Annotated in this window: 21 protein-coding genes; 10 read left to right on the forward strand and 11 right to left on the reverse strand. The window is 44.3% G+C overall.

The genetic code is table 11. The annotated features are described in order from the left end of the window. Positions 1-6 precede the first annotated feature (6 nt). From dnaX to AY607_RS12705, 5 genes are all read right to left on the reverse strand, one after another. Positions 7-2,139, reverse strand: coding sequence for a DNA polymerase III subunit gamma/tau (dnaX, locus tag AY607_RS12685; protein WP_064102698.1), 2,133 nt, complete (start codon positions 2,137-2,139; stop codon positions 7-9). A 132-nt stretch (positions 2,140-2,271) separates the two neighbouring features. Continuing rightward, entirely contained in the window at positions 2,272-2,715 is a 444-nt protein-coding gene (locus AY607_RS12690) for a copper resistance protein NlpE N-terminal domain-containing protein (protein ID WP_064096534.1), read from the reverse strand. A gap of 78 nt (positions 2,716-2,793) precedes the next feature. Further along, positions 2,794-4,047 (reverse strand): serine hydrolase domain-containing protein, encoded by a 1,254-nt coding sequence (locus AY607_RS12695; RefSeq protein WP_064102699.1) that lies wholly within the window; start codon positions 4,045-4,047, stop codon positions 2,794-2,796. A 71-nt stretch (positions 4,048-4,118) separates the two neighbouring features. Next, on the reverse strand, positions 4,119-4,973 hold the full coding sequence (locus AY607_RS12700) for a MaoC family dehydratase (protein ID WP_064102700.1): 855 nt from the start codon (positions 4,971-4,973) through the stop codon (positions 4,119-4,121). Positions 4,974-5,129: 156 nt separating this feature from the next. Beyond that, on the reverse strand, positions 5,130-6,521 hold the full coding sequence (locus AY607_RS12705; RefSeq protein ID WP_064102701.1) for a 3-oxoacyl-ACP reductase: 1,392 nt from the start codon (positions 6,519-6,521) through the stop codon (positions 5,130-5,132). 240 nt (positions 6,522-6,761) lie between these two features. On the opposite strand from AY607_RS12705, the gene AY607_RS12710 reads away from it, so the two are divergent. Further along, positions 6,762-8,279, forward strand: coding sequence for an acetyl-CoA C-acetyltransferase (locus AY607_RS12710; RefSeq protein WP_064102702.1), 1,518 nt, complete (start codon positions 6,762-6,764; stop codon positions 8,277-8,279). A 54-nt stretch (positions 8,280-8,333) separates the two neighbouring features. Here the strand turns inward: AY607_RS12710 and AY607_RS12715 are convergent, their stop codons facing one another. Continuing rightward, complete coding sequence (locus AY607_RS12715; protein WP_064102703.1) at positions 8,334-10,523, reverse strand: hypothetical protein; 2,190 nt, start codon at positions 10,521-10,523, stop codon at positions 8,334-8,336. Positions 10,524-10,686: 163 nt separating this feature from the next. Further along, positions 10,687-11,136: an AceI family chlorhexidine efflux PACE transporter gene (locus AY607_RS12720; protein ID WP_064102704.1), complete on the reverse strand. Its 450-nt coding sequence runs from the start codon at positions 11,134-11,136 to the stop codon at positions 10,687-10,689. A gap of 98 nt (positions 11,137-11,234) precedes the next feature. Between AY607_RS12720 and AY607_RS12725 the strand changes: the two genes are divergently transcribed. The 4 genes from AY607_RS12725 to AY607_RS12740 all read left to right on the forward strand — a co-directional run bounded on the left by AY607_RS12725 (position 11,235) and on the right by AY607_RS12740 (position 15,211). Continuing rightward, positions 11,235-12,125, forward strand: coding sequence for a LysR family transcriptional regulator (locus tag AY607_RS12725; RefSeq protein ID WP_064102705.1), 891 nt, complete (start codon positions 11,235-11,237; stop codon positions 12,123-12,125). Between the two features lie 89 nt (positions 12,126-12,214). Beyond that, positions 12,215-13,192 carry a transaldolase gene (gene tal, locus AY607_RS12730; RefSeq protein WP_064102706.1) on the forward strand — a complete coding sequence of 326 codons (978 nt, stop codon included), beginning with the start codon at positions 12,215-12,217 and terminating at the stop codon, positions 13,190-13,192. 75 nt (positions 13,193-13,267) lie between these two features. After that, positions 13,268-13,927: a leucine efflux protein LeuE gene (leuE, locus tag AY607_RS12735; protein ID WP_064102707.1), complete on the forward strand. Its 660-nt coding sequence runs from the start codon at positions 13,268-13,270 to the stop codon at positions 13,925-13,927. A gap of 108 nt (positions 13,928-14,035) precedes the next feature. Next, positions 14,036-15,211, forward strand: coding sequence for a benzoate/H(+) symporter BenE family transporter (locus AY607_RS12740; RefSeq protein ID WP_064096669.1), 1,176 nt, complete (start codon positions 14,036-14,038; stop codon positions 15,209-15,211). A gap of 39 nt (positions 15,212-15,250) precedes the next feature. Here AY607_RS12740 and AY607_RS12745 read toward each other — a convergent pair whose 3' ends face one another. Together AY607_RS12745 and AY607_RS12750 are read right to left on the reverse strand one after the other, a co-directional pair. Then, complete coding sequence (locus AY607_RS12745; protein WP_004645439.1) at positions 15,251-15,595, reverse strand: SMR family transporter; 345 nt, start codon at positions 15,593-15,595, stop codon at positions 15,251-15,253. A gap of 88 nt (positions 15,596-15,683) precedes the next feature. Next, positions 15,684-16,670: an alpha/beta hydrolase gene (locus AY607_RS12750; RefSeq protein ID WP_064102708.1), complete on the reverse strand. Its 987-nt coding sequence runs from the start codon at positions 16,668-16,670 to the stop codon at positions 15,684-15,686. 267 nt (positions 16,671-16,937) lie between these two features. Here AY607_RS12750 and AY607_RS12755 point away from each other — a divergent pair, with 267 nt between their 5' ends. Further along, positions 16,938-17,381, forward strand: a complete 444-nt coding sequence (locus AY607_RS12755) for a universal stress protein (RefSeq protein ID WP_064096545.1) — start codon at positions 16,938-16,940, stop codon at positions 17,379-17,381. A gap of 146 nt (positions 17,382-17,527) precedes the next feature. After that, a complete protein-coding gene (locus AY607_RS12760; protein WP_064096546.1) occupies positions 17,528-17,974 on the forward strand; it encodes a universal stress protein in 447 nt (148 codons plus the stop codon). Positions 17,975-18,017: 43 nt separating this feature from the next. Here the strand turns inward: AY607_RS12760 and AY607_RS12765 are convergent, their stop codons facing one another. Beyond that, positions 18,018-18,227, reverse strand: a complete 210-nt coding sequence (locus tag AY607_RS12765) for a hypothetical protein (RefSeq protein ID WP_064096547.1) — start codon at positions 18,225-18,227, stop codon at positions 18,018-18,020. 207 nt (positions 18,228-18,434) lie between these two features. Then, on the reverse strand, positions 18,435-21,041 hold the full coding sequence (pepN, locus tag AY607_RS12770) for an aminopeptidase N (protein WP_064102709.1): 2,607 nt from the start codon (positions 21,039-21,041) through the stop codon (positions 18,435-18,437). Between the two features lie 361 nt (positions 21,042-21,402). Here pepN and AY607_RS12775 point away from each other — a divergent pair, with 361 nt between their 5' ends. The 3 genes from AY607_RS12775 (at position 21,403) to thiM (ending at position 23,862) form a co-directional block, all read left to right on the forward strand. Beyond that, entirely contained in the window at positions 21,403-21,660 is a 258-nt protein-coding gene (locus AY607_RS12775; protein WP_064102710.1) for a hypothetical protein, read from the forward strand. Between the two features lie 160 nt (positions 21,661-21,820). Beyond that, a complete protein-coding gene (locus AY607_RS12780; RefSeq protein WP_064102711.1) occupies positions 21,821-22,981 on the forward strand; it encodes a hypothetical protein in 1,161 nt (386 codons plus the stop codon). Positions 22,982-23,013: 32 nt separating this feature from the next. Then, the gene (thiM, locus tag AY607_RS12785; RefSeq protein WP_081408820.1) at positions 23,014-23,862 is read left to right on the forward strand and encodes a hydroxyethylthiazole kinase; all 849 of its coding nucleotides are present in this window, start codon (positions 23,014-23,016) and stop codon (positions 23,860-23,862) included. Positions 23,863-24,094 lie beyond the last annotated feature (232 nt).

Here is a 24,094-nt window from a genome sequence, read left to right on the forward strand (position 1 = left end):
TCCAGCCTATTTCAGCTGAATATTTTGCAGTTCACCGTCAAACTGCTGTAGCAGATCACGTACGGTCGGTTCCACATGCAGCAACTCTTCGGCACGTTTAAAGGCACGTGCCTTACGCTGATGCTGCATGGTATACGGCGTTAACTGTTCCACATTCTCAAATTTCACCTGGAAGTTAGTTTGCGGCCATTGCTGTTGCAAAGCTGCTTCCAGATGATGTTGCAACTGGGTTAACAACTGCTGGTACTGTTCAGGAATATGGAAAACGGATTCGCCATTAATCTGACCAGTCATGATGCCATACTGTGCCAGTTCCTGTACGGCCGGAGAAAGCTGGCTGTTACGAAACCAGTATTCCCATTTTTCTACGCTCCACTCGCCTTCTAAGGTTTGCTCAGGTATTTTTAAAATATCCTGTGGCATCAAATTCTGCGTATTTACGTCTTGGGAAATGTCTTCCGGCAAAACTGTCTGTGCAACTGGCTGAACCGGAGCTGTATTTTCAAGAGCAGGCTGATCGGTTGTTTCCTGTGAAAGCTCTATTTCCGGTGCAGCAAGACTAAATTCCTCATCAGCAGACATGATGTCTTGTACTGGCTCACTAGGAATGACGGCATCTGCAGGAATAAAATCTTCAAGCAGGAAATCATCCGAACTGTTGCTAGTAGCCGGTGCTTCTGGCGTACTCTCGATTTCATCAAAACCAAATAAGCCTTTGTCGTCATTTGGATCAAAAACAATCTGATCCGCAGACTGAATCTCTTCAATAACTTTTTGAGTTACTACAGGCTGGACAGGTTCAGGTGCATTGATGCTGGTGGGCTCGTCTTCATCCAAAAAATCATCCGAAGAAGGTTCAGACGCTGATGCGGCATCAATCTCCTCATCCGTATCATCGTCTAGAGAGAAATCATCAAATACCGGTTCTGCCTCCAATGATTGTGTTTCTACTGATTCAGATTGAAGTTGTGTCTGAACAGGTTGCTGTAGGCGTGTTGTATGGGTTGTTGCCTGTTGCGGTGCAGTATCCTGCATCACCGGAATTTCACTTGGTTGTAATGGACGGAAAGCCAGTAAGCGTAGCACCGTCATTTCAAAGCCTTGTTCCTGCGTAACTGCAAGCTGTAAATCGGCACGACCCTTACAGGCAATCTGATAATACAGTTGCAGGTCCTGAGCAGAAATCAGACCGGATAATTGCATGATCTTTCGATTGATCTCAGCACTGTATTTCAGGCTCAGATCTGGCAGATACTGCAATAAAGCCAGTTCATGTAGGGTTGAAATCAGCTGGTCGAGCACCAGTGACACATCCAAAGCTTGCTGACGGAACTGTAGCAATAACTGACTGACTTGCGCTTTCTGATTCTGGTGAATCGCCAGAATCAGATCATAAATAATGGTACGGTCAATCAGCCCTAGCATGTCTTTAACATCCTGATGCTGAATCGCTCCCTGACCATAGGCAATCGCCTGATCGGTCAACGACAAGGCATCACGTAATGAACCTTGCGCAGATTCAGCAATCTGCCAGATGGCATCCTGATCAGACTGAATGCTTTCTTTGCTAAGAATATGGCCCAGATGTTCGGTAATTTCATCAACTGCTAATGGGCGCAAGGTAAATTGCAGACAGCGAGAAATTACGGTAATCGGTAGTTTTTGTGGATCGGTGGTTGCAAACAAGAATTTGACATGTTCTGGCGGTTCTTCCAGCGTCTTTAACAGCGCATTGAAAGAATGCGTGGACAGCATGTGCACTTCATCGATCAGGTAGACCTTGAAGCGGCCTTGAGTCGGTGCATAAGGAACATTGTCGAGCAGCTCGCGGGTATCTTCTACCTTGGTGCGTGATGCTGCATCGATTTCGATTAAATCAATAAACCGACCTTCATTGACTGCGGTACAGGTCGCACAGACTTCACAAGGCGTTGAGGTAATACCGGTCTCACAGTTCAAGCACTTCGCCAAAATACGTGCAATCGTGGTTTTTCCGACACCACGCGTTCCCGTAAACAAATAGGCATGATGCAAACGGCCACGTTCGAGCGCGCTGGTTAAAGCACGAGAAACGTGGTTTTGACCCACCAATTCATTGAAATTACGAGGACGGTATTTTCGCGCAAGTACTTGATACATGTATGCTCCTTTTTACAGGTGTAAGCATACTGTTTTTTTATGAAATAGTGAAATGAATGCCGGTTTATAAAGAATAAAAATCCCTTGATCAAAATCATTGAAAAAGGGATATAAAACAAAGATTTTTTAAAATCAGACGGATTCAAACAGGATAAAGTCACTTTGCATCTGGTAGCGTTTGCCTGTTTGATCTTCACGAATTTCCAGAACATGCTTTTTCAGATCGACATAGAGCAGATTTCGGGTAGCGACATTCAGCAGTTCAATCTTTTGTTGTGATTCATCCTGAAACCGAATCTGCCCGCTCATCGTTTCAATTTCATTATGACCACTTAAACTTTCACGCTGTAAAGTAAAGGTCTGATCTTCATTTAAAGTTAAGGCCACTGCCATGCCGGGACAGTCTTCACAACTTGAAAAGCATCCCATACATGGCGTTGTGCCCTGATAATTTCCCACCCATGTGGGTAGCTGCACCTTGGCTTCAGCGACAGTATTTGTAACTGATTGATTTTGATCCTGACAACCAAATAAAGCACCGGTTACCACCAAAGGAATCAATATCACTTTCTTCATGCTTTCATTTCACAGAACTGGAATTCGCCACAAAATAGCACATTTTAAAGGATAGATTAAATCCTGGATCAGGGTGATCTAACGCCAGCCTTTGCGCCCGGTCAGTACCGCATCCGCACAGCGCAAGGTTTCCTGCGTCAGGCCCCAAAGACGGTAATCTCCGGTCAATGAACCTGTAGGAAAGTTATGTGTATAGGCAAAACTTAAACCGCGCTCAGGATCGCACCAGGCACCAGAGCCATTAAAACCCATATGACCAAAACCTTTAGAGGCTTTTCCTAAAGTGAGAACACGGTGATAACCCAAGCGCCAGTGCATCGGTAAAGGCATAACCCGATCTCTTGTTTTATATTGCACCTGACTAAGTTGCTGGAATACCTCCTGCGAAATCAGTTGCTGTCCTTGCCATTCACCACGACTGGCCAGCATGGCATAGATTTTTGCCAGACTCTCTGCGGTAAATACTCCATTAGCAGACGGAATAATGGCCTGTAGACCCTCATGACTAAAGAAACTAAAGTTCTTCATGCCCTTTGGAATCATGCCATCCTGAAAATCCTGTGGACTCTGACCACTCCATACCAAGGCTCGTTCCATCAGGCTTGGTTGCCTTGACACAGTTTTTTTCGCAGTCTGTGTTTGAGACTTGGTTATTTTAGGCTTTAAAATAGGTAAGGCCACCCGAGCTAACTCATGCGTCGGTACGCTAAAATAAGCGCCATTTAACTGTAGTGGCTGTACCAGATATTCCTGCATCAGTTCACCCAGTTTTTTACCCGTCGCTTTTTCCAGTACACCACCTACTTGCCAGCCAAAAGTCAGCGGTTGATAGGCTGCATCTGTTGCAACTCGAAAACGTGGTTCCGCTGCCGCAATCCGGTCCAGCATATGCGACCAGTCGGCCATTTCAGTGGCATCATCAATCATATTACGGATATCAAACAGGCCACTTTGATGACTGAGCATATGCGCCAGAGTAATATTTTCTTTACCCTTTTGTGCAAATTCAGGCCAGTATTCTGCAACCGGTCTATCATAATCCAGATAACCTTGACTGACCAGAATATGCGCCAAAGTCGCCAGCACGCCTTTGCCGGTGGAATAACATAGCGACATGGTATCGGGTTGCCAGTTTTCAGTTAAAGATTTTTTACCGGTATAAATATCGACGACCTTTTGTCCCTCAAAATATACCACCAGTGCGGCACCACCCTGTCCGGTACGTGCATCCTGCAAACGGCTAAACTGACGGGCAAGGTCACTGAAACGCTCATCGACATTGCCCTGATAATTATGCTGATCAGCAAACAGATAATCTTTAATTGGCTGCATCATTCTATCCATAGAATATTGATCCCTTAAAATGAAAAAGCCTAAATCGGGTTTAGGCTTTTGATTCAGATTTAAATTGCTTTAATATGACCGGTGACATGCGGTTTTTGATTTTTACTGCTTCGAATCAGGAAGTCTGTATCATTCGCTGCCTGTGCCGTCAGGAACTCAACTTTAGATGGCAAGTACATCGGTAACTTGAACCAGACATCAGCTTCATAGGCATCTGGCAATGACAGATTCGCCAGTGCTTTGGCCTTGCTCCACATGCCATGTGCAATTGCCTGTTTAAAGCCAAAGGCTTTCGCTGTGACTGCATGAATATGGATCAGGTTAAAATCACCTGAAGTCATAGCATAACGACGACCAGTATTTTCAGAGATGTTCCATTCATTGTTCAGCTTAAATTCTGATGCCCTACTTTCTACAGGTTTAGCAGCAGCTTTAGCACTGGTCTTTTGACGTGACAGATAAGTCGTCAATGCTTCAACTACGACCTCGCCTCCCACTTTCACTGTAGTAATGAAATCAAACTGAACGCCTTTATCGTGCGGCTGCAATTCGCCAAACTTACATGACAGCGTCAAAGTCTCATTCACACCGATTTTACGGTATTGCTTGACCTGATTACGGATATGTACCAGACCCAAAATCGGAAACGGAAATGCTTCTGAAGTCATCATGTGCATTTGCAGACTTTGTGAAAGCACCGTCAGATAGATTGCTGGAATATACCCATTATTTTTAAAACCACAAACTTCGTTATAGGCTTTCAGATGTTTCTGATCGACCTTGAATGAATCCACCACATATTCAACTTGCGGTAGAACTTTTTCAGCTTTCGGCTTTTTAAAAATCAAGCCTTGAATCACTTTTGGATAGGCTAAATAAGGTTTTGGAAGTTGACTAAAATGGCGCGTATTCATACTGAACCTTTAAAATATTCTTTTCATTTATATATGAGTGTAGTCTCTCTCCCTTTGGGAGAGAGTTAGAGAGAGGGTTAAAAAATCCCCCTAATCTCCCTCTCCTAAATCCTCTCCCTGAGCTTTAATTAAACTGCAAGAAAGGACTTGAGTGCTTTAAGCCCCTAACAGACTTTGACCACATACACGTACCACGTTGCCATTTAAACCTGTTGATGCAGTAGAAGCAAACATTGCAATCGTTTCTGCAACATCGACAGGTAGACCGCCCTGACTCATCGAATTCATACGACGGCCCGCTTCACGAATCGCAAATGGAATCGCAGCCGTCATCTGAGTTTCGATAAAGCCTGGTGCAACGGCATTAATGGTTATACCATTTTTTAATGTCGGTGCTGTGAATTTTACTACACCAATCACACCGGCTTTAGAGGCTGCATAGTTGGTTTGACCCAGGTTACCTGCAATCCCGGAAATTGAGGATACACAGATAATACGGCCATTGGCATTTAGACCATCGTGGGAGATTAAATAATCATTCACGCGTTCTATTGCAGACAGGTTGATGTTAATCACCAGATCCCACAGCTCAGGCTTCATATTGGCCAAGGTCTTGTCACGGGTAATTCCGGCATTGTGCACAATGATATCTAAGCCGCCATGCTCAGCTGCCGATGCCTTGATCTTTTCACCTGCATCTGCAGCTGTAATATCAATAGCCAAGGTAGAACCACCGATCTCACCGGCTACGCGGTCAAGGTCTGCCTGCTGTTGTGGAACGTCCAGACAGATGACATGTGCGCCATCACGTGCCAGTACATGGGCAATCGCTTCGCCAATACCACGGCTTGCGCCTGTCACAACCGCAGTTTTACCCGCTAATGGCTTGGTCCAGTCTACATCTACTTTTTCAGCTGGTGAAACACGGATCACCTGACCAGACACATAGGCAGAATGCGGCGAAACCGTAAAACGTAATACAGATTCAAGATTTGCTTCAGCACCTGCATCGACATAGATCAGGTTTGCTGCGATACCTTTCTTGAATTCTTTAGCCACTGATTTCACGAAACCTTCCAGTGCACGTTGAGCAATCGCCTGGCTCACCGATTTAGCTGTTTCAGGTGTAGTCCCCACAATCACCACACGGCCCGAACTCTGGATCTGACGTGCAATCGGGTTAAAGAAATCATAAAGTGATTTTAACTGTTCTGAATTTTCGATCCCTGAAGCATCAAAAATAACGACCTTGAATTTTGATTCTTTATCGCCCGGGTTAAATGCACCTAGATTCAGTCCAGATGCTGCAGCTGCCTGTTGCAACTCAGTATTATTGCCTGCATAGCTATTTGCATGAATATTTGCCAGAACCTGAGCAATAGCACCCGTTAATTGACTTGCTGGTGCTGCGCCCAATAATACTGCACCTTTTACCACTGGCGTAGCAGACTCAAAACGGTCTAAAGAAGTTGGGGATGGTAGACCCAAATTTTTAATGACAAATTTACCAATAGGAGATTTTGCAAAAGTTTGGTACTGATCAGTCATGTTTATTATCTCTCATACAAATTAATTTTTGGTTGATCTAAAGTTATCCTTAAACTTCAATATGATGCCAGACACTTATATTTCAACAGATCCACCAGATTCTGCCCAATCATACTTGAGATAATAGGCAGATGACTTGACCTGAGCGCAGTCTGTAATGTCATTGTAGTCAATACAGCCTATCTTCTTCTGTGCTAATGTAAGCGCCAAGAAGATGATCTATTTGCCTGGTCAAGCCTTATGAGCAAAACAACTCAACAAAATCCAGCAGTCGAGAACCCTGCGACAGAAACTGTGTCAAAACCATCAACGCGTGCTAAGCGTAGCACTAAAAATACTGATACAGTTAATACAGCAGAAAAAAGTCCGGCTAAAACCACGCGTACACGCAATACGGCTACACGTGCCAAAAAAGCGACTTCAAGCCAACAAGATTCAAAATCTATAACACAAACTTCTGTTCAACAGGTACCAAACATGAGCCAAAATACAGTTCGCCGCGTTGCGATCATCGGTGGTAACCGCATTCCATTTGCACGTTCAAATGGTGCTTACTTTACGGCATCCAATACTGATATGTTCACAGCAGCCCTGAACGGTCTGGTTGAGCGTTTTAATCTGCAAGGTCAACGCTTAGGGGAAGTTGTTGCCGGTGCAGTTCTGAAACACAGCCGTGATTTCAATATGACCCGTGAATGTGTCCTAAATACTGCTCTTGCAGCTGAAACACCTGCTTATGACATTCAGCAGGCCTGTGGTACTGGTTTGCAGGCGGCATTTCTGGTTGCCAACAAGATTGCTTTAGGTCAAATCGAAGTGGGTATCGCAGGTGGTGTGGATACAACTTCCGATGCGCCAATTGCTTTTGGTGATGGCCTACGCAAGGCACTGCTTGAGCTGAATATCGCGAAAACTGCAAAAGACCGTCTGAAAGCACTGACCAAGATCAATGTGAAAGACCTGATGGATGCACCAAAAAATGGTGAGCCGCGTACAGGTCTGTCTATGGGTGATCATCAGGCGATTACCACACTGGAATGGGGAATTTCCCGTGAAGCACAGGATGAACTTGCTGCATCTTCACACCAGAAAATGGCTGCAGCGTATGAAGAAGGTTTCTTTGATGACCTGATCACGCCATTCTTAGGCCTTGAGCGTGATAACAACCTGCGCCCAGACTCTTCAGTTGAGAAGCTGGCAAAACTTAAACCTGCTTTTGGTAAAGGTGATGCACGTACCATGACGGCGGGTAACTCGACGCCGCTAACAGATGGTGCTTCTTGTATACTGCTCGCTTCTGAAGAATGGGCGAAGGCAAACGGTCATGAAGTGCTGGCTTACCTGACTTTCCAGGAAACTGCTGCTGTTGATTTTGTCGAGAAGAAAGAAGGCTTGTTGATGGCGCCAGCTTATGCTGTACCACGTATGCTGGAACGTGCAGGTCTTAAACTGCAAGACTTCGACTATTATGAAATTCATGAAGCTTTTGCATCTCAAGTATTATGTACTTTAAAAGCTTGGGAAGATCCTAAATTCTGTAAGGAGCGTTTAGGTTTAGACGCTCCACTGGGTTCAATTGACCGTGCAAAACTGAACGTAAAAGGCTCTTCACTTGCTGCTGGTCACCCGTTTGCAGCAACTGGCGGTCGTATCATTGCTACAGCAGCAAAACTGATTAACCAGAAAGGTTCAGGCCGCGTACTGGTGTCGATCTGTGCCGCAGGTGGTCAAGGTGTAACGGCAATTATTGAAAAATAATCCGTTGACCAATCCAATTAAAAAGCCCCTCAAATGAGGGGCTTTTTTTATGTTTTAGCGATTTGGCATTGGATTATTTTTAAAATATTCATCCACTTTGTTCCACGGTGCAGTCGATGCTACATCTTTCACCATATTCTGGTTTATCTCCTGCCCCTGACAAAGCGCACTGTCCGGCGTTAAATGGAAAGCATTCACATTTGGATCCATATAAGGAATTGAGCCAGGACGGCGCTGGAAATAGAAATTCAGCCAGTCCACCATGGCTTCAAAACCATGTCCTGCCATTGCCCATGCACTGTTATGCCCGCCCCAATGATGTCCGAATTCATGTGCAATAATACGATAGCCAGATAATCTGTAGTGGCCATAGAATAACCAGGTATCTACTCCTAATACTGCTCCACCTCCCAGACCACCACCCATATTCGTCACGCCAAGATTAATTTCATTGCGGTTAAGAATTTCTCCATAGATCCGGACATAATCTTCTGGCTGAAAGAAACCGTTCGGTCCTTCTACCTGACCATCATTGCCAAAAAAGTCGTGTCCCATGACAGATTTATGATTAAACCATAAGGTTTCAAATTCTGGAGTACTGAGCATATAGGCCAGGTTGGTCATCATCATGACCCATTCCCGGGCATAGACCGGCGTAATACGGCACCATTTATTTGGCTCATTATAGGTGCCGAAATAAATTTTCCATTTGGCTTTAATCTGGTTCAGCTTTTTGACGTGCTCATCGGTTTCAGAGCTAATTTTCAGATCAAAAATATTACTTGGGTTTTGCGTGGTCTGACTCAGACCTGCCAGCTGGATCGAGCCTGTGCCATCAAGCAACGGGAAACGGGATTGATCGGTCAACTTGAGATCAAAATTTGCCTTCGAAAATGGCGTCAACTGATCCAGCTTAGCCAGAATTACCCAGTCTTCTGAGTTTTTAATTTTGGCACGAATCTGCAAATCACGTACAGGCACAGCACTGTAGCTTTGCAATTGCAGGCGATTGCCATTCAGTGTTGCCGATAAAATCTGGTCCATATAGACATGACGCTGGCTGCTATTGGTCAAGGTTTCCCATGATTCACCATCCTGTAAAACACGGCTTCTCTCGCGTGCCTGAGATTCGGTCAAGATCACAGGTGGACTGAGTTGATTCGATTTATTCTGTTGCAGGGTCAGCATTGGCAGAATATAAATTTTCTGATTGGCCATGTGTAATAGATTCTGACCATAAATATAAAGATCGCTGGCCTTGGCCAGTCGACTGCTCTGATTTTGCCCTTTTAAAATACAATCTCGGAAGGTATCTATACTTTTATTGGGTAAGATAGAGTCAAGATTAAAGGATTTTTCCTTGTAACTTTCTACAGTGCCATCATTCCGTGACACATAGACCAAGCCATCGTTATGGCGATGCATGACTGCCGACAAATTGGTTTCTGTTAAAATGGGCGCAATATTATTTTCATTTTCCTGAATCTGATTGATATCGTGGACATAGGTCATACCATCCGGCAGGCTGGTATACAGATAATCACCTATGACTTCCATGCGTGCATTACAGTTGCGTGCACAGCCCGGCAAGCTGAGCTGTGCAAATTTCCCCGCTTTTAAATGGTTTTGCGCCGTCACATCACTTTGACGCCAGACATTAATGCGGCCTTCAATATCAGGCACATACACGTAACGGTCATCGGCAGTCACCGCATTGCTATGTACCAGCGCATAATTAAGCGCATCGCCCCACCATACACCTGTGCCGAGTGCCATAATGAAGCTCGGCTGTTCACCACTAATATCTAGAATATCAATTCGGTTTGAGCCATAGTTGGCCACATATAAACGCCCTGCATGAATTTCCAGATCATTCAGACTGTCCCATTTTTTGGCCAGACCCGAAATTTTCATAGGATCTATGGAACTCAGTGCACGTTTTTGTTTTAAGTCATAACGTAAAATATTCGATTCTGCCTGGCTGTTGGCAATATAAAGAACATCACCCTCTACCACCATGGCGGTAGGATTCCAGCTGGTCAGACCAAAATTTCCTGCACTTAATTCTGAACCTATATCCAGAACCTTAAACTCTGCAATTTTGCTCAGCTGCTCTCCCGTACCTGGCGTTATCACTGAATCTGGCCCTGTTGGCTGTGAGGTACTGCTATCGCTTCCTCCGCCTCCACATCCAGAGACCAATAATCCAATGAATACTGACAAGACCGTGTACCTAAACAACATTAAATTCCCCAATAATTTTAAAATTAAAATAAAAAATCAGAGTCTTATAGCTTAATCTTCAGTAGGGTTCGAGCATAAAAAATGAGGACCTGATCAAGTCCTCATCGCTGAATATTTCACCTTTGGCATTCTCCCTAAAGGAGTCTGAACTGTGTGGTATTTTTTATGGCTTATTTGATGATGAGATTTTCCGATAATCCGGCTCTAGCCCCAGCCTGGCTTCTAGATGATCATAAATCCACTGGAAGATAAAGGTATATACAAGAATACAAAGGGTTAAAGCTAAGTCCAGCAAAAATGCTTGACCCAGACTCATGTGTAAGGCATAAGCCACCATTGGAATAGTCGCTAGCATCAAACCGCCTTCAAAGCCAATTGCATGGGCAATCCGCACTTTAATAGTCCTTTTCAGGCGATGTTTCGCTTCAAACTTTTCAAAATAATGATTAAACAGCATATTCCAGAGTACTGAAGTCACAGCCATAGCAATCCCGAGAACGCCTGTTACCTCAAGAGGCATATGCATCAATGTACTTAGCAGGACAGCGATCACGACCAGTAGAATACCTTCATATAAGGTGGCATGAATCAGTCTTCTTTTGGTAATTAACATATCAAATCAGCTTAATTCATTAGAGAGTTTAGAAATTATATTTCTTTAAACCTGATTATTCGAGTTAGAATCCATCAATAAAAATGAAAGATTGAACTATGAATGTTAATCAGGAACAACTGCTGATGTTCAAAACCGTGATGGAAGCCGGTTCTTTCTCTGCGGCTGCGCGTCAACTGGGTAAAGTACCTTCAGCAGTCAGTATGGCGATTGCCAATCTGGAAATTGACCTGAATCTGGAGCTGTTCCAGCGCTCTGGCCGTGAACCTAAACCGACCCCGCAGGCACAGGTACTGTATGAGAAAACCCAGCAATTACTGGTAGAAATGAACCAGTGGATACAGCACGCTCAAGCCTTAAGTTCAGGCCAAGAATCTGAACTGAATATCGTCGTGGTATCAGAATTGCTGCATACGCGCTGGACCGATTATATCGTGTTGCTGGAACAGGAATTTCCCTCACTGCAAATCAATGTCTTTAGTGCACCTCAGGAAGATGCACATCGTATGCTGTTTGAAGGTTCAGCACAGCTGGCCCTGATGTTTGAACGCGAACAACTGGAAACCCGTGAACAGTTTGTGGAAGTAAAGCGTGAGGTGCTGGTCGCTGTAGTCGCCAAACAGCACCCCTTAAGTCAGTTTGCTCAAGTCAGCTATGAACAGATTTTGCAAAACAGGCAGATTGTGGTGGCCAGTCGCGATCGCACCATCAAGCCAGAACTGCTCTTTTCAAGAAATTACTGGCGCACCGACAACCATCACTCGGCTTGCAGCATGATTCAGCAAGGACTGGGCTGGGGGGTTCTGCCACTCGAGATGCTGAATGAGCAGCCACATTTGCAAGATCAGTTACAGGTTTTAAACCTGCTCGATTTCACGCCAAAGTTTGCATATTTTGTTGATCTGGTCTGGAGCCGGGAAACCCGACTAGGCACAGCTGCTCATTTTTTGATTGATCACTTGCGCAAACAACGTCAAATCGGGCATTAATCACAGAAATTCAACGACAGTCTACTTGGTTAACCGGCTATTTATGATATATAAGAATGCATAAGCAATAACCATAGAACTAGATCGTAATGACATTAACTGCGTTAAACCAATTAAAAAACTTGACGACCATTGTGGCAGATAGCAGTGATTTAAGTGCAATTGAAAAATTTCGCCCTCTGGATGCGACGACCAATCCATCGCTGATTACTGCAGCAGCGAAACAACCTGAAAATCAGGCTTTAATTGAAGCTGCTTTTGAGCAGGCCCAGCAAGAAGGTTATGTGGATAATGCCCTGATCGAACGTACCATTGATATTTTGACGGTCAAATTCGGGGTTGAAATCTTAAAACTGGTTGAAGGCCGTGTTTCGACAGAAGTCGATGCTTCGCTCTCCTTTGATACCGAAGCTACGATTGCCAAAGCCAAAGAACTGCTGGCACTTTATGCACAATATGGAATTGATTCAGACCGCATCCTGATCAAGATTGCCTCTACCTGGCAAGGTATCCAGGCAGCAAAAGCGCTGGAAGAAGAAGGTATTCATACCAACCTGACTTTATTATTTGGCCAGCACCAGGCCCATGCCTGTGCGGATGCAAAAGTAACCTTAATCTCGCCTTTTGTCGGCCGTATTCTGGACTGGTACAAAAAAGCTGAAGGTGTTGAAGCTTACCCGATTGAAAAAGATCCGGGTGTACTTTCGGTCAAGCGTATTTATGAATTCTACAAGGCACACGGTATTCAGACTGAAATCATGGGGGCCAGCTTCCGTAGTATTGACCAGGTTTTAGGCTTGAGCGGCTGCGACCTGCTCACGGTAGCACCAAACCTGCTGGCCGAACTGGAAAATGATCAGCGTGAAGTGCAAGCGCAACTCTCAGCCAAAGATATTCAAGTTCAAGGTGAACTCAGTCCAATCAGCCATGCCGATTTTGATGCACAATTGAAACAGGATCCGATGGCCAGTGAATTATTGCAAGGCGGCATTGATGGTTTCATTAAAGCACGGGAACAACTGGCTGCTTTATTACGTGAAACTTTCCTGAGTACCACTGAAATTTAAAGAAAATTTAGCCAGTTTCTCCAAGCCGATGTTGCTATAATGCCGCATCGGCTTTTTTGTTCTTGCGAGCTTTTCGTGTTTGGTATCACAGATCTAACGACCTTTATCATTGGAACTACGTTGATTGTGTTACTACCCGGACCGAACTCTCTGTATGTCATGTCGATTGCCTCCCGTTTTGGCATTAAAACAGGTTATAAGGGCGCATTGGGGGTATATACAGGCGACCTGATCCTGATTACATGTACAGCACTGGGTGCGGCCTCGCTTCTACATGCCTTTCCGGTACTGTTTATCGCCCTGAAAATTATCGGAGCGATCTATCTCAGTTACCTCGGTATCAAGCTGCTCATTGCAGCCTATCAGACTTTCTTTCCGGCAAAGGCATCGCAACGTGTACAGATTAAAAAGACGACCTCAGATACGGTAGAATCGATTCAGCCCTTTCGTACCGCACTTACCATTAGCATCTTAAATCCCAAAGCAATTCTGTTTTACCTGTCTTTTTTTGTGCAATTTGTCGATCCTGCCTATCCTTACCCTGCCCTGACATTCACGATACTGGCTGTGATCCTGCAATTGATCAGCATGACCTATCTTTCAATCCTGATTGTTTCTGGGGTTAAACTGGCGTCCTATTTCAACCAGAATTATAAAGTAACTGCCAGCTGTGTCGCGGCGGTCGGGATTCTATTTTGTGGTTTTGGTCTTAAACTGGCGACCTCAACATTCTAGAATCCAGGTTTTTCAACCCCTTTCGCCTTTCTTAAATTTGTTAAAAGCATTGTTTTGATACATGAAAAGCGTATGATTTAAACGCATTTAGAAATAGTGTCATGGATGATGCCTAAACTTTTACAAGATCTCTCCTTTCCTGCCATCATGGCCGGTTTTATTACCTGCATGATTGGTATCAGTGTTTCTGCCGTACTGGTCATTGAAGCTGCGCAAAGTCTGGGTGCCAATGCTGCACAAATCAGTTCCTGGTTATGGGCACTGGGTATAGGTATTGGAGTTTCCGGGTTTCTGCTTTCCTGGAAATATCGCTATCCGATTTCAACCGCCTGGTCGACTGCCGGTCTGGCGCTGGTCATTGCTTCTGCCGGTCACTATAGTCTGGGTGAAGCAATTGGCGCTTTTCTGATTTCAGGTATCCTGATTGCCTGTCTGGGATTTTTTGGAATTTTCGAGCGAATTTTCCAGTTTATTCCACAAAGTTTGACCAGTGCCATGCTGGCAGGTGTGCTATTAAAATTTGGCATCTCGGTCTTTGGCAGTCTGCAACAGTCCTGGCCATTTGTACTTTGTGTACTGGCAGTTTATCTGGTTTCCAAAAAACTGAGTATGCGTTATAGCATCGTGATTACTGTCTTGATGGCTATCCTCCTATGCCCTTTCTTTATTGATTTCACTATTCCTGCACTGAACTGGAGTATTGCCCAGCCGGTCTGGACTACGCCTGAATTTAGCCTACAAGCCCTTTTAGGCTTAGCCTTGCCCTTATTGGTGATTAACCTGGCATCGCAATACCTGCCCGGCTTGGCTGTGATTAAAAGTTATGGCTATCCACCCAAGGTCAATCCGATTTTAGGCTGGACGGGTATTACCCAGGCAATGTTGGCACCCTTTGGCTGTTTCAGTGTCAACCTTGCCGCAATCAGTGCGGCAGTCAGTCTGGATGCCCAAGCGCATCCTGATCCGGCCAAACGTTATATTGCAGGGATGAGCTGCGGCCTGTTTTATATTTTGATGGGTTTTTTTGCTGCGACCTTGACCAGTGTACTGATGACTTTTCCGGGGATTCTGATTACCGTCTTAGCAGGAATTGCCCTGTTTGGCACCATTGGCCACAATATTGCGCTGGCTTTTCAGGACAGTCACGACCGTGAAGCGGCACTGATGACCTTCCTGTTTAGTGCATCCAATATCCAGTTTTTTGGAATCGGTTCAGCTTTCTGGGGGCTGCTACTTGGTTTGACGGTTTATTTGCTATTTAAACTTAAACCGCAAATGGCATAAGCTTATTGTAGAAATGAGGCAGCTACTTTGTCTGCCTTTTTAATGCCCTGCAGTTTGGGAAAACAGGTTAATCACCACCACACCGGAAATGATCAGTGCAATCCCGATAAAAGCTGGCAAATCCAGCGCCTGTTTAAATATGACATAGCCTACAATTGCCGTAAGAACGATGCCTACTCCCGCCCAAATCGCATAGGCAATGCCTAAAGGAATTACTTTAATCACCTGAGAGAGTAAATAAAACGCAATACAGAATAAAATGACCACAGCTAGAGAAGGCCATAATCGGGTAAAACCTTCCGACTTCACCAGAAATGTAGATCCAGTTACTTCTGCAATGATGGCCAAAGCCAACAATAAATATGCCCATGAGACAGGATTCATCTCTTAAACTCCAGAATATTTTTTAATGATTTGTCGGGGCTATTGACTAAAACTAGACATAAGAAATTCATCCTGCTTAATCCCATCTTTAAGGGGAAAGCTGATGTAAAAAATCCAGCGTCTTGATAAAAGTTTCCTGACTTTCTTTCTTGCCCATAAAAAACTGATATTCATGAATCAGCCAGGCTTTAGATTCCGGATAAAACACTGCAGTCACCGGAATCTGCTGCTCCTTTAAGGCTTTCACAAAAGGCAAAGACTGGGTATCGGTCAGAAAGTCCTTATTGCCTCCACTGATGAACACCGGTGGATAAGACGGTGTAATATACTGAATCGGAGAAATATGCTTTAAAAATGTCGCATCATTCTTGCGCTCACCCGTATAAGCCTGAATCAGGTTATATACCCCCCATTCCACAATTTTCATTTCTTCAGGTGCAGTGCTGGCAAATGCTTCCAGATCATATATCCCGCAGTGCAGAACCAGCCCTTTAAGCTGCCCGGGTTGCAGATAAGGCTGAATACCGGATTGCTCGGCAAATGCGGGATTAGTCAAAAGTGCAGCATAATGACTGGCGAGATTGGCTCCGGCAGAATCCCCGGCCAGATATAGGTTCTGGGCATCAATATGGTAGGTTTCCGCATAAGTATCTAGAAATTTGAGTGCCTGATTGATCTGGTGTAGCTGGCTAGGATAGGTAGCTTTAGGCGCAAACTGATATTGTACGGAGACTACATTATAACCTTGAGCGGCCAGAAGCTTGAAATATCCCCGTGCATGCTCTTTAGAACCTGAAATCCAGCCTCCCCCATGAATCCAGACAATGGTGGGGCGTGGGCCAATACTGGCAATATTCTGTGGCTGATACAAATCCAGAGACAAGTTTTGCTGCGGCGCATAGACAATATTTTGCTGCACGATGACAGCACCAGGCGCATAACGATCCATCACTTTTTGCTGCAAGCCCGTGGTCAGGTTAAAAGCACTGGCAATAACTTTACTGTTCTGTACAGTCTGGCAGCCGGAGAGGATGACTGAACTTATCAGCAAAAGATGAATAGCGAAAAACCTCAACACTTTCTCCTCTATATATGATCTAAAAACAGGCTACAGCAGTCTAAACCATCCTTGTGTAAACGAGGACCATTCATCCACTTTTTTTTAATCATTAAAACTGCTATCCCGAGTTTTTTACTCTGTTTTTTTCATTACTTTTACATTAAAAATATTTGTAATTTAATGAGTTTTTTCAATTTTACCGCTTTTTTGCAATTGCACCTGTTACAGCACTATGCTATCAATAAACCAAGGCAAAAATTAAACAACCTGCGGAGAAAAGCCATGACCTATCAACATATTTTAGTCCCAGTGGACGGTTCAGAAATTTCCTTTTCTGCAGTAAGACATGCTGCCAAAATTGCCAAGGCATTCGGTAGTCAGCTTTCTCTGATCAGCCTGATTGCAGAAGATCCTTTTACCGAGGCTGATTTTTATTACAGCTCTTCTATCATGAAAGAATATTTTGTCGAGGCACATGCTAATGCCAAAAAGGCATTGAAAGAAGCTACTGCCATCGCAGCCGCTGAAGGTATTGAAGCAGACTCCCGCATAGTCACAGGTTTAGTCAATGCAGAGCATATTGCGCAAACCGCCAATGAAGTAAACGCGGACTTGATTGTCATGGGTTCTCATGGTCGCAAAGGCTTCCAGAAAATGATTCTAGGCAGCTTTGCACAGGATGTTTTGGGTGCAAGTGAAATCCCGGTATTGATCGTGAAAAAATAATCCAGTTACTGCGCATCTTCAGGATGCGCAGTACTTATTCATTTATCTTTTCAGTTATTTTTGCAGTTCAAACAAGACATCCTGTAGCGATTCATTCATTCAAGCCATATTCGCCCTTAGCACCATAATAAATATGAGGAAGCACCATGAATAACTATGATCATATTCTCGTAGCAGTCGATGAATCCCCGATTTCCTATGCTGCCGCAGAACATGCCCTCGAGCTGGCCAAAGTTTTTCATAGCCATGTTACTTTGCTCAGTGTGATTGCAGTGGACCCCTTCACGGGCGTAGATTTCTACAAAGTTGCTCCGGCAGTCACAGACTACTTTATGCATGCAGAACAAAATGCACTTGATCGTTTAAACGAGCTAAAATTGAACTTTGTTCGTGATGGCATAGAGGTTACAACAAAAGTCGTGCATGGTATGCCACCCTCAGAAGGCATTATGCAGGCTGCAGATGAATCATCAGCTGATCTCATCATCATGGGCTCACATGGCCGTAAGGGCCTGCAAAAACTGATGCTCGGCAGCGTAGCGCAGAATGTTCTGGCAATTTCTCCAATACCTGTACTCATCGTCAGACAATAAATAATAGTACCTGATCAAAGCAGAGCCTGCGTCATGCAGGCTTTTAACGGAGCTTTTGATTGAGTTCACTTAAGAAAATTTCAGCATCAAGTTGGCTTTGAAATACTTTTTTGTATTCTCCGACCTGCTGAATAGAATGCGGCGTATATTGAATAGAAATTTCAAATAAACCATTTTCAGGATTCTTGCTGACATGTATGGCAATAATATGCTGGCTATTTAAATAAAAACCATCTTCAATTTTCACTAACATATCTTGGACAACCTCTAGTAAGTGAATCTGTAGATCCCTTTACCTAGCTTACAGCTTAATAAACAAATACTCTTTTCCGTATAATCATACTGTAACACCCTTTGATACTTGACTCGGCCTTTAGGGAAATTCAACTGTATTTAAAGACAGCATTTGAAAAAGTAAAAAAAACCGGATCATGTCGATCCGGTTTTTTAACAATGAATGTTATACGCTGAGCATACTATTGAGTGTCTCAGACACGTTTTTAGATTTGACCAGTGGCTTTAAGGTTTCAAGCTGTGCTTTCACTTCACTGCGTTGCGGTTCTGCCAAGGTATACCAGCGTGACAATACCTGTAGCAAACGTGAGCCCACGATCGGATTTTTCTCATCCAGATATTTTGCCAGACCAATAAAATGCTGTACGCCAAAGCTCCAGGTATTGACTGGGTTGGCATTCAAACCACCACTGACTGCACGAATACGGTTAGGCACCGCCAGATCATAATCCGGATGTTGGGTCAAATACGCAATCGTTGCATCCGTGGCTTTTGGATGTGCTGCCTGAACCATAAACCATTGATCCAAAGACAAGGCTTCGTCTTCAAAACGGCTATAGAAATCGGCCAGAGCTTCTTGTGCTTGTGGCGCATCATTCCAGACCAGGACTTTCAGCGCCCCTAAACGTTCAGACATATTGCCTGTATGATACCGCTCATAGGCCAAATCAAAGGCAGATGCATCTCCCTGACGAGCCATCATCGTCAGCATGATGTTTCTCAGGGCACGCACCCCCATCGCTTGCGAGAAATCAGATTGCAGATCTGGATCCAGACTCAGATAAGTTTCTTTCGCTGTTTCTCCAAAGGCACGGGCCAGAGTATGCAGCAAAGCCTCACGCTTTTCCTGAATCATGGCTGGCTGATAATCCTGATCAATACGGCTGCCCAAGTAACCTTCAGATGGTACATCAAATAGACGTGATGCCAGCAGTGGATCTTTCTCAATCATATCCGGCAAGGTATTAAGCATGGCCTGAATATAGATCTCGGCAGGTTGATCATCCAGCAGGATACGTTCAAGTAAGGTTTGGGTCGCCTGCCACTGGTTAAAACCATTGGTCTCATATTGCAACAGGAAAGCCAGTTCTTTTTCTGAATAGTCAAAGTCCAGATTTACCGGTGCAGAGAAATTGCGCAGCAAGGACACCACCGGTTTCGCTGCAACACCACTAAACTCGATCGTTGCCTCATCCTGATCAAACAGATACATGCCATCCTTAACGCCATTTTCAAAGAGTGCCTTAGAATTTAGCGTTAGCTGTTCACCGCTTTCAGCATCAAACAGTGCTAAAGCAACTGGAATTGGAACTGCTTTCAGATTCGGGTATTTGGCATGCGGTTTCAGGCTTTGCTTAAAGCTGAGACGATAGATTTGGGTCTCTACATCGTACTCAGCTTTTACTTGCAGTTTAGGCGTACCTGGCTGGTTGTACCAGGTCAGGAAGTTTGAAAGATCCACACCTGAACCTGCTGTAAGCGCGGCCACCCAATCTTCAACTGTTACCGCCTGACCATCATGACGGCGGAAATATTCATCTGTACCTTGGCGGAATTTTTCCTTGCCAAGCAAGGTCGCCATCATGCGGTTAATTTCCGCACCTTTTTCATAAACAGTGGCAGTATAGAAGTTGTTAATTTCTACAAAATGATCCGGACGCGGTGGATGTGACAATGGTCCTGAATCTTCCGGGAACTGATGCGCTTTCAGAACCGCCACATCATCAATACGCTGTACCGCAGCCGACTGCAAATCTTCCGAGAAAGACTGGTCACGGAATACAGTCAGGCCCTCCTTAAGACATAACTGGAACCAGTCACGACAGGTAATCCGGTTACCGGTCCAGTTATGGAAGTATTCATGGGCAATGACTGACCGCACCCGCATGATGGCGGCATCAGTAGTGTACTCTTCATCGGCCAGCACACATGAAGTATTGAAGATATTCAGACCTTTATTTTCCATGGCACCCATGTTGAATGCACTGGTCGCCACAATCATGTAGTTATCCAGATCATAAGGCAGACCATAATGCTCCTCATCCCAGCGCATGGAATGTTTGAGCGCTTCCATGGCAATCTTGCATTTTGGAATATCTTTTTCTTCTGCATAGATTTCCAGAGCCACATTGCGGCCTTCCGCAGTAACATAATGATCTTTCATCACGGCCAGATCACCAATCACACAGGCGAACAAATAGCTCGGTTTTTTGGTCGGATCCTGCCAGATGGCATAGTGACGATTGGCATCTACTTCACCGGTTTCCAGCAGGTTACCATTCGCAAGCAAGACCGGATATTTCTTGTCTGCCTCTACACGCGTCGTAAAGACCGACAACACATCAGGACGGTCTGGATAGAAAGTAATTTTACGGAACCCTTCTGGTTCATTTTGGGTCACAAACAGATCTGAACTGGCCTGATATAAACCTTCCAGCATCGTATTACTTTCAGGATGGATTTTAACCACAATTTCAAGTGATACCTGATCAGGTGCATTGGCAATGACCAGCTGTTCAGCATCCAGGTGGTAGTCACTGGCATTCAGGGTTTGACCATTTAACCGAATCGATTGCAGTTCCAGATCGCGGCCAAGCAGAACCAGATCACCAGCAGTCTGACGCTGCATCTCGAGCTTGCTGCTGACCAGACTGTGATCACTGTAGACTTGAATATTCAGGTCTACAGAATCGACGACAAAGGAAGGTTTTTGATAGTCTTTTAAATAAATGGTTTGATCCGCTTCGATCACCGGGTTTGCCGCAATATTCATGTCCTGTCCTAATCTTTTATCGTGTTCGACATTGTTCATGTCAAAATCATACGCCAAGTTTGAAACGCTGTCTGTGCATTTGTATTGTCAGATCTAATATGGGCATTTCATGCACCACTTTCAATGCATTCTGCCTAAATGGGCAGCACTCCGCTCTACATAAGAAATATCTGTGCCATAAAAATAGTCAGGATCATAATTTCTTACATTTTCATAAACAACTGATTTAAAAATATATAATTTTATTTGCAGAGTACCGCATAAATCCAGATTAAAAAATGAGCACACTTCTTGCTACAGTTAAACTGTGTTTTTCCACACTTCCAATGAAAGAATAATGATAACGATGATGAGGTGAGTCATGTATTTAAAACAGCATGTAATACGGATCGAAAATATTAAAACTTTGCAGACTCTGGATCAGGCCAATATTGACCATAAAGTGATTGCACTGCTGATGAGCTGTGAAGGCATTCCGCTTCAGGCCCATGAAGTGACTGCCATTCTTAACACCTACGATGCACTCGGTGCCAAAAAAGTACCCTCTAAAAAGGTTCAAGCCTTAATTCATGCCAAAAACCTTGGAGAGCAGGACGATACTTTACCCTGCCCGGTTTAAAAAGTGTCATTTCATGTTTTAAAATCAGAGCTACTTCGGTAGCTCTTCTTCTGTTTGTGTGGCTGTTTTTGATTTTAAAAAATTGCGCCAGTCCACTACGTTTGCATCTCATCAGCCGTGTATAATCAAATGCCCGACCATTCTAGAGTTGCCCGCAACCATGGTATTCAGTGTTCTGCAAAAACAGCTTGATGAAAGTACTCACTGCCCATTGTGTAAGGCATCGATGTATTGGATTGAGGCAGAACAATATGATCAGGAGCTGAGCTATCATGAATGCAGCCATTGCCAGCATCAGCTTTATTCCGATCAAAAGCACAATTGTTATTGTGAACACTGTCTGGCACAGCGTAAACGCATGCTCAAGGAAGTCCGCTTACAGGAAAACCGTCAATATCATAAAAAACAGGATCGACCGGTTCTTGAGCTCAATCAGCTCAGTTTTATCAATAAACTGTTTTTACTCGCGATTCTGGATGAACAGGTGCAGGAATATAGCCAGCACCGCGAATATATTGACTGGCATCAAATTCGATATTATTCCATCAGTCCAAATTATCTGTTTCAACATGGTCTGGTGAAAAGCCTGATCCGGGATCAGGTGCTGATTCCCAAAGATGTCCAGCAGGAAAACCTGCACTATTATATTAATGTGCGTCTGGATGGCTATTCTGAGCCCACCCTATTCAGCATTACCCAGCAGCTGCGCAATTGGTTTTATCAAAACCTGAGCCAAGGTGTGCCCTTTAAAAGTGCAGATGAAGTCAAAGATGCACTCTATTGCCTGCTGTATGAAGAAATCATTCAGTTTGCCCAATTCTATTGCCGTAGCTGGAATGTGCAGATTGCCGGAAATCAGAGCTTTCAGACTTTTTGCTATCGTCTTTTGGATGTACTGGCTGTGGGACAGATTTATTATCTGGTACAAACGGGACTTGAATATCTGTACAAGCAAAAAGCTCTTAAGCCACGCAATGAAAATTTTATTAATACTAATCTGCTAAAAAAAACCTTGCAGCAGTACCGGGAACGTTCCATCACGGAAAAATGGGAAACCTCTACTTTGCCTCGCCCACCTCAACTGGCATTTAGCAAGATGAGCGAAATCCTGTTTTATCGTTTTCTGGGCTATGATGAAAATATCTTCTTTCAGCCAGTGTGGCGTTCGTGGCACAAGATCGAACCTCGCCTGAAATTTTATTCCCAGAAACGTTGTATGCACTGCGGCTCACAGGAACTGTCGGTGGATTATGATGCCAGTGACTATGTCAGCCTGTTCTGTCGTAGCTGCAAGCATCAAGACCATTATTTTACCCGCTGACCGAATAGACAACTTATCTTCCACTTTTATAAATGACCATGATGACGACTTCGATGCAAGCATTACAGCAAACACTTCTGGACCAGATCTGTGAAGCCTGGTTGAAACTTCAGCAACAGCAGCCCTTGGTGCATATCATGACCAATACGGTGGCCAGCAACTATGTCGCCAATATTGTACTGGCTGCACATGCGTCTCCGGCCATGATCGACAATCCGTTTGAAGCTGAAAGTTTTGCCAAGATTGCAGCAGCAATCAGTCTGAATCTGGGCACACCGACGACAGAACAGGTTCATGCGATGCAGATTGCTGCGGAAACTGCACATCAGCTGCAAAAACCTTGGGTGCTTGATCCGGTCGGTTATGGAACAGTTCTGCACTGGCGTTCAGGCATCGCAGATCAGTTGATGCATTTCCATCCTGCCATTTTGCGTGGTAATGCCTCTGAAATTGGTGCTTTGGCCGGCAAGCAGATTGAGTCCAAAGGTGTGGACAGTACGGTAGACAGTGCGGATGTTTATTTACAGGCGCAAAGTTTGCTGGATTATTGTGAATGTATCGCGATCTCCGGTGAATCCGATTACATTATTTCTAGAGACTATCCTGTGATACAGGTGTCAGGCGGTTCTGCTTTACAGCCCCGAATCACGGCGATGGGATGTGCGCTCGGTGCACTGATTGCTGCATATAGCGCAGTAACGTCTCCCGCCGTTGCTGCATTAACGGCACATGTACATTTTGCCATTGCCGGTCAATTGGCATTTGAACGCGCACAACAGTTAGGCAATTTTAATGTCGCCTTTCTGGATGAAATCCATCAACTCAATACTGAAACAATCCGACAATACGCAAGCTTCAAAATTCTGCCGGAATCCATTTAGTTTATTGGCTACTTTACGGGGTGTGTAGGTTTAAATAGGTGAACACGCCCCTATCTAGTTTACCTACTTCTTTTATATCCATATCGATAGAAATCTTCTATTTGAGTCTTATGTGCCAAGCATTTTGATAAATGCTTTGCTTGATGAGCAGAGCTTCATGAAATTTATATATCGATTTCCTTAAAAAGCATATCTTCTTTAATTAAGATATCTTTGCATAAGGTTAATTTAG

It is taken from the genome of Acinetobacter sp. SFA, assembly GCF_001647535.1.
GTDB lineage: Bacteria > Pseudomonadota > Gammaproteobacteria > Pseudomonadales > Moraxellaceae > Acinetobacter > Acinetobacter pecorum.

What these genes read in the sequence shown, in the direction of transcription:
- dnaX (WP_064102698.1), bottom strand. Translation starts at nt 2,139, where the DNA reads ATGTATCAAGTACTTGCGCGAAAATACCGTCCTCGTAATTTCAATGAA.
- AY607_RS12690 (WP_064096534.1), bottom strand. Translation starts at nt 2,715, where the DNA reads ATGAAGAAAGTGATATTGATTCCTTTGGTGGTAACCGGTGCTTTATTT.
- AY607_RS12695 (WP_064102699.1), bottom strand. Translation starts at nt 4,047, where the DNA reads ATGCAGCCAATTAAAGATTATCTGTTTGCTGATCAGCATAATTATCAG.
- AY607_RS12700 (WP_064102700.1), bottom strand. Translation starts at nt 4,973, where the DNA reads ATGAATACGCGCCATTTTAGTCAACTTCCAAAACCTTATTTAGCCTAT.
- AY607_RS12705 (WP_064102701.1), bottom strand. Translation starts at nt 6,521, where the DNA reads ATGACTGATCAGTACCAAACTTTTGCAAAATCTCCTATTGGTAAATTT.
- AY607_RS12710 (WP_064102702.1), top strand. Translation starts at nt 6,762, where the DNA reads ATGAGCAAAACAACTCAACAAAATCCAGCAGTCGAGAACCCTGCGACA.
- AY607_RS12715 (WP_064102703.1), bottom strand. Translation starts at nt 10,523, where the DNA reads ATGTTGTTTAGGTACACGGTCTTGTCAGTATTCATTGGATTATTGGTC.
- AY607_RS12720 (WP_064102704.1), bottom strand. Translation starts at nt 11,136, where the DNA reads ATGTTAATTACCAAAAGAAGACTGATTCATGCCACCTTATATGAAGGT.
- AY607_RS12725 (WP_064102705.1), top strand. Translation starts at nt 11,235, where the DNA reads ATGAATGTTAATCAGGAACAACTGCTGATGTTCAAAACCGTGATGGAA.
- tal (WP_064102706.1), top strand. Translation starts at nt 12,215, where the DNA reads ATGACATTAACTGCGTTAAACCAATTAAAAAACTTGACGACCATTGTG.
- AY607_RS12740 (WP_064096669.1), top strand. Translation starts at nt 14,036, where the DNA reads ATGCCTAAACTTTTACAAGATCTCTCCTTTCCTGCCATCATGGCCGGT.
- AY607_RS12745 (WP_004645439.1), bottom strand. Translation starts at nt 15,595, where the DNA reads ATGAATCCTGTCTCATGGGCATATTTATTGTTGGCTTTGGCCATCATT.
- AY607_RS12755 (WP_064096545.1), top strand. Translation starts at nt 16,938, where the DNA reads ATGACCTATCAACATATTTTAGTCCCAGTGGACGGTTCAGAAATTTCC.
- AY607_RS12760 (WP_064096546.1), top strand. Translation starts at nt 17,528, where the DNA reads ATGAATAACTATGATCATATTCTCGTAGCAGTCGATGAATCCCCGATT.
- AY607_RS12765 (WP_064096547.1), bottom strand. Translation starts at nt 18,227, where the DNA reads ATGTTAGTGAAAATTGAAGATGGTTTTTATTTAAATAGCCAGCATATT.
- pepN (WP_064102709.1), bottom strand. Translation starts at nt 21,041, where the DNA reads ATGAATATTGCGGCAAACCCGGTGATCGAAGCGGATCAAACCATTTAT.
- AY607_RS12775 (WP_064102710.1), top strand. Translation starts at nt 21,403, where the DNA reads ATGTATTTAAAACAGCATGTAATACGGATCGAAAATATTAAAACTTTG.
- AY607_RS12780 (WP_064102711.1), top strand. Translation starts at nt 21,821, where the DNA reads ATGGTATTCAGTGTTCTGCAAAAACAGCTTGATGAAAGTACTCACTGC.
- thiM (WP_081408820.1), top strand. Translation starts at nt 23,014, where the DNA reads ATGACCATGATGACGACTTCGATGCAAGCATTACAGCAAACACTTCTG.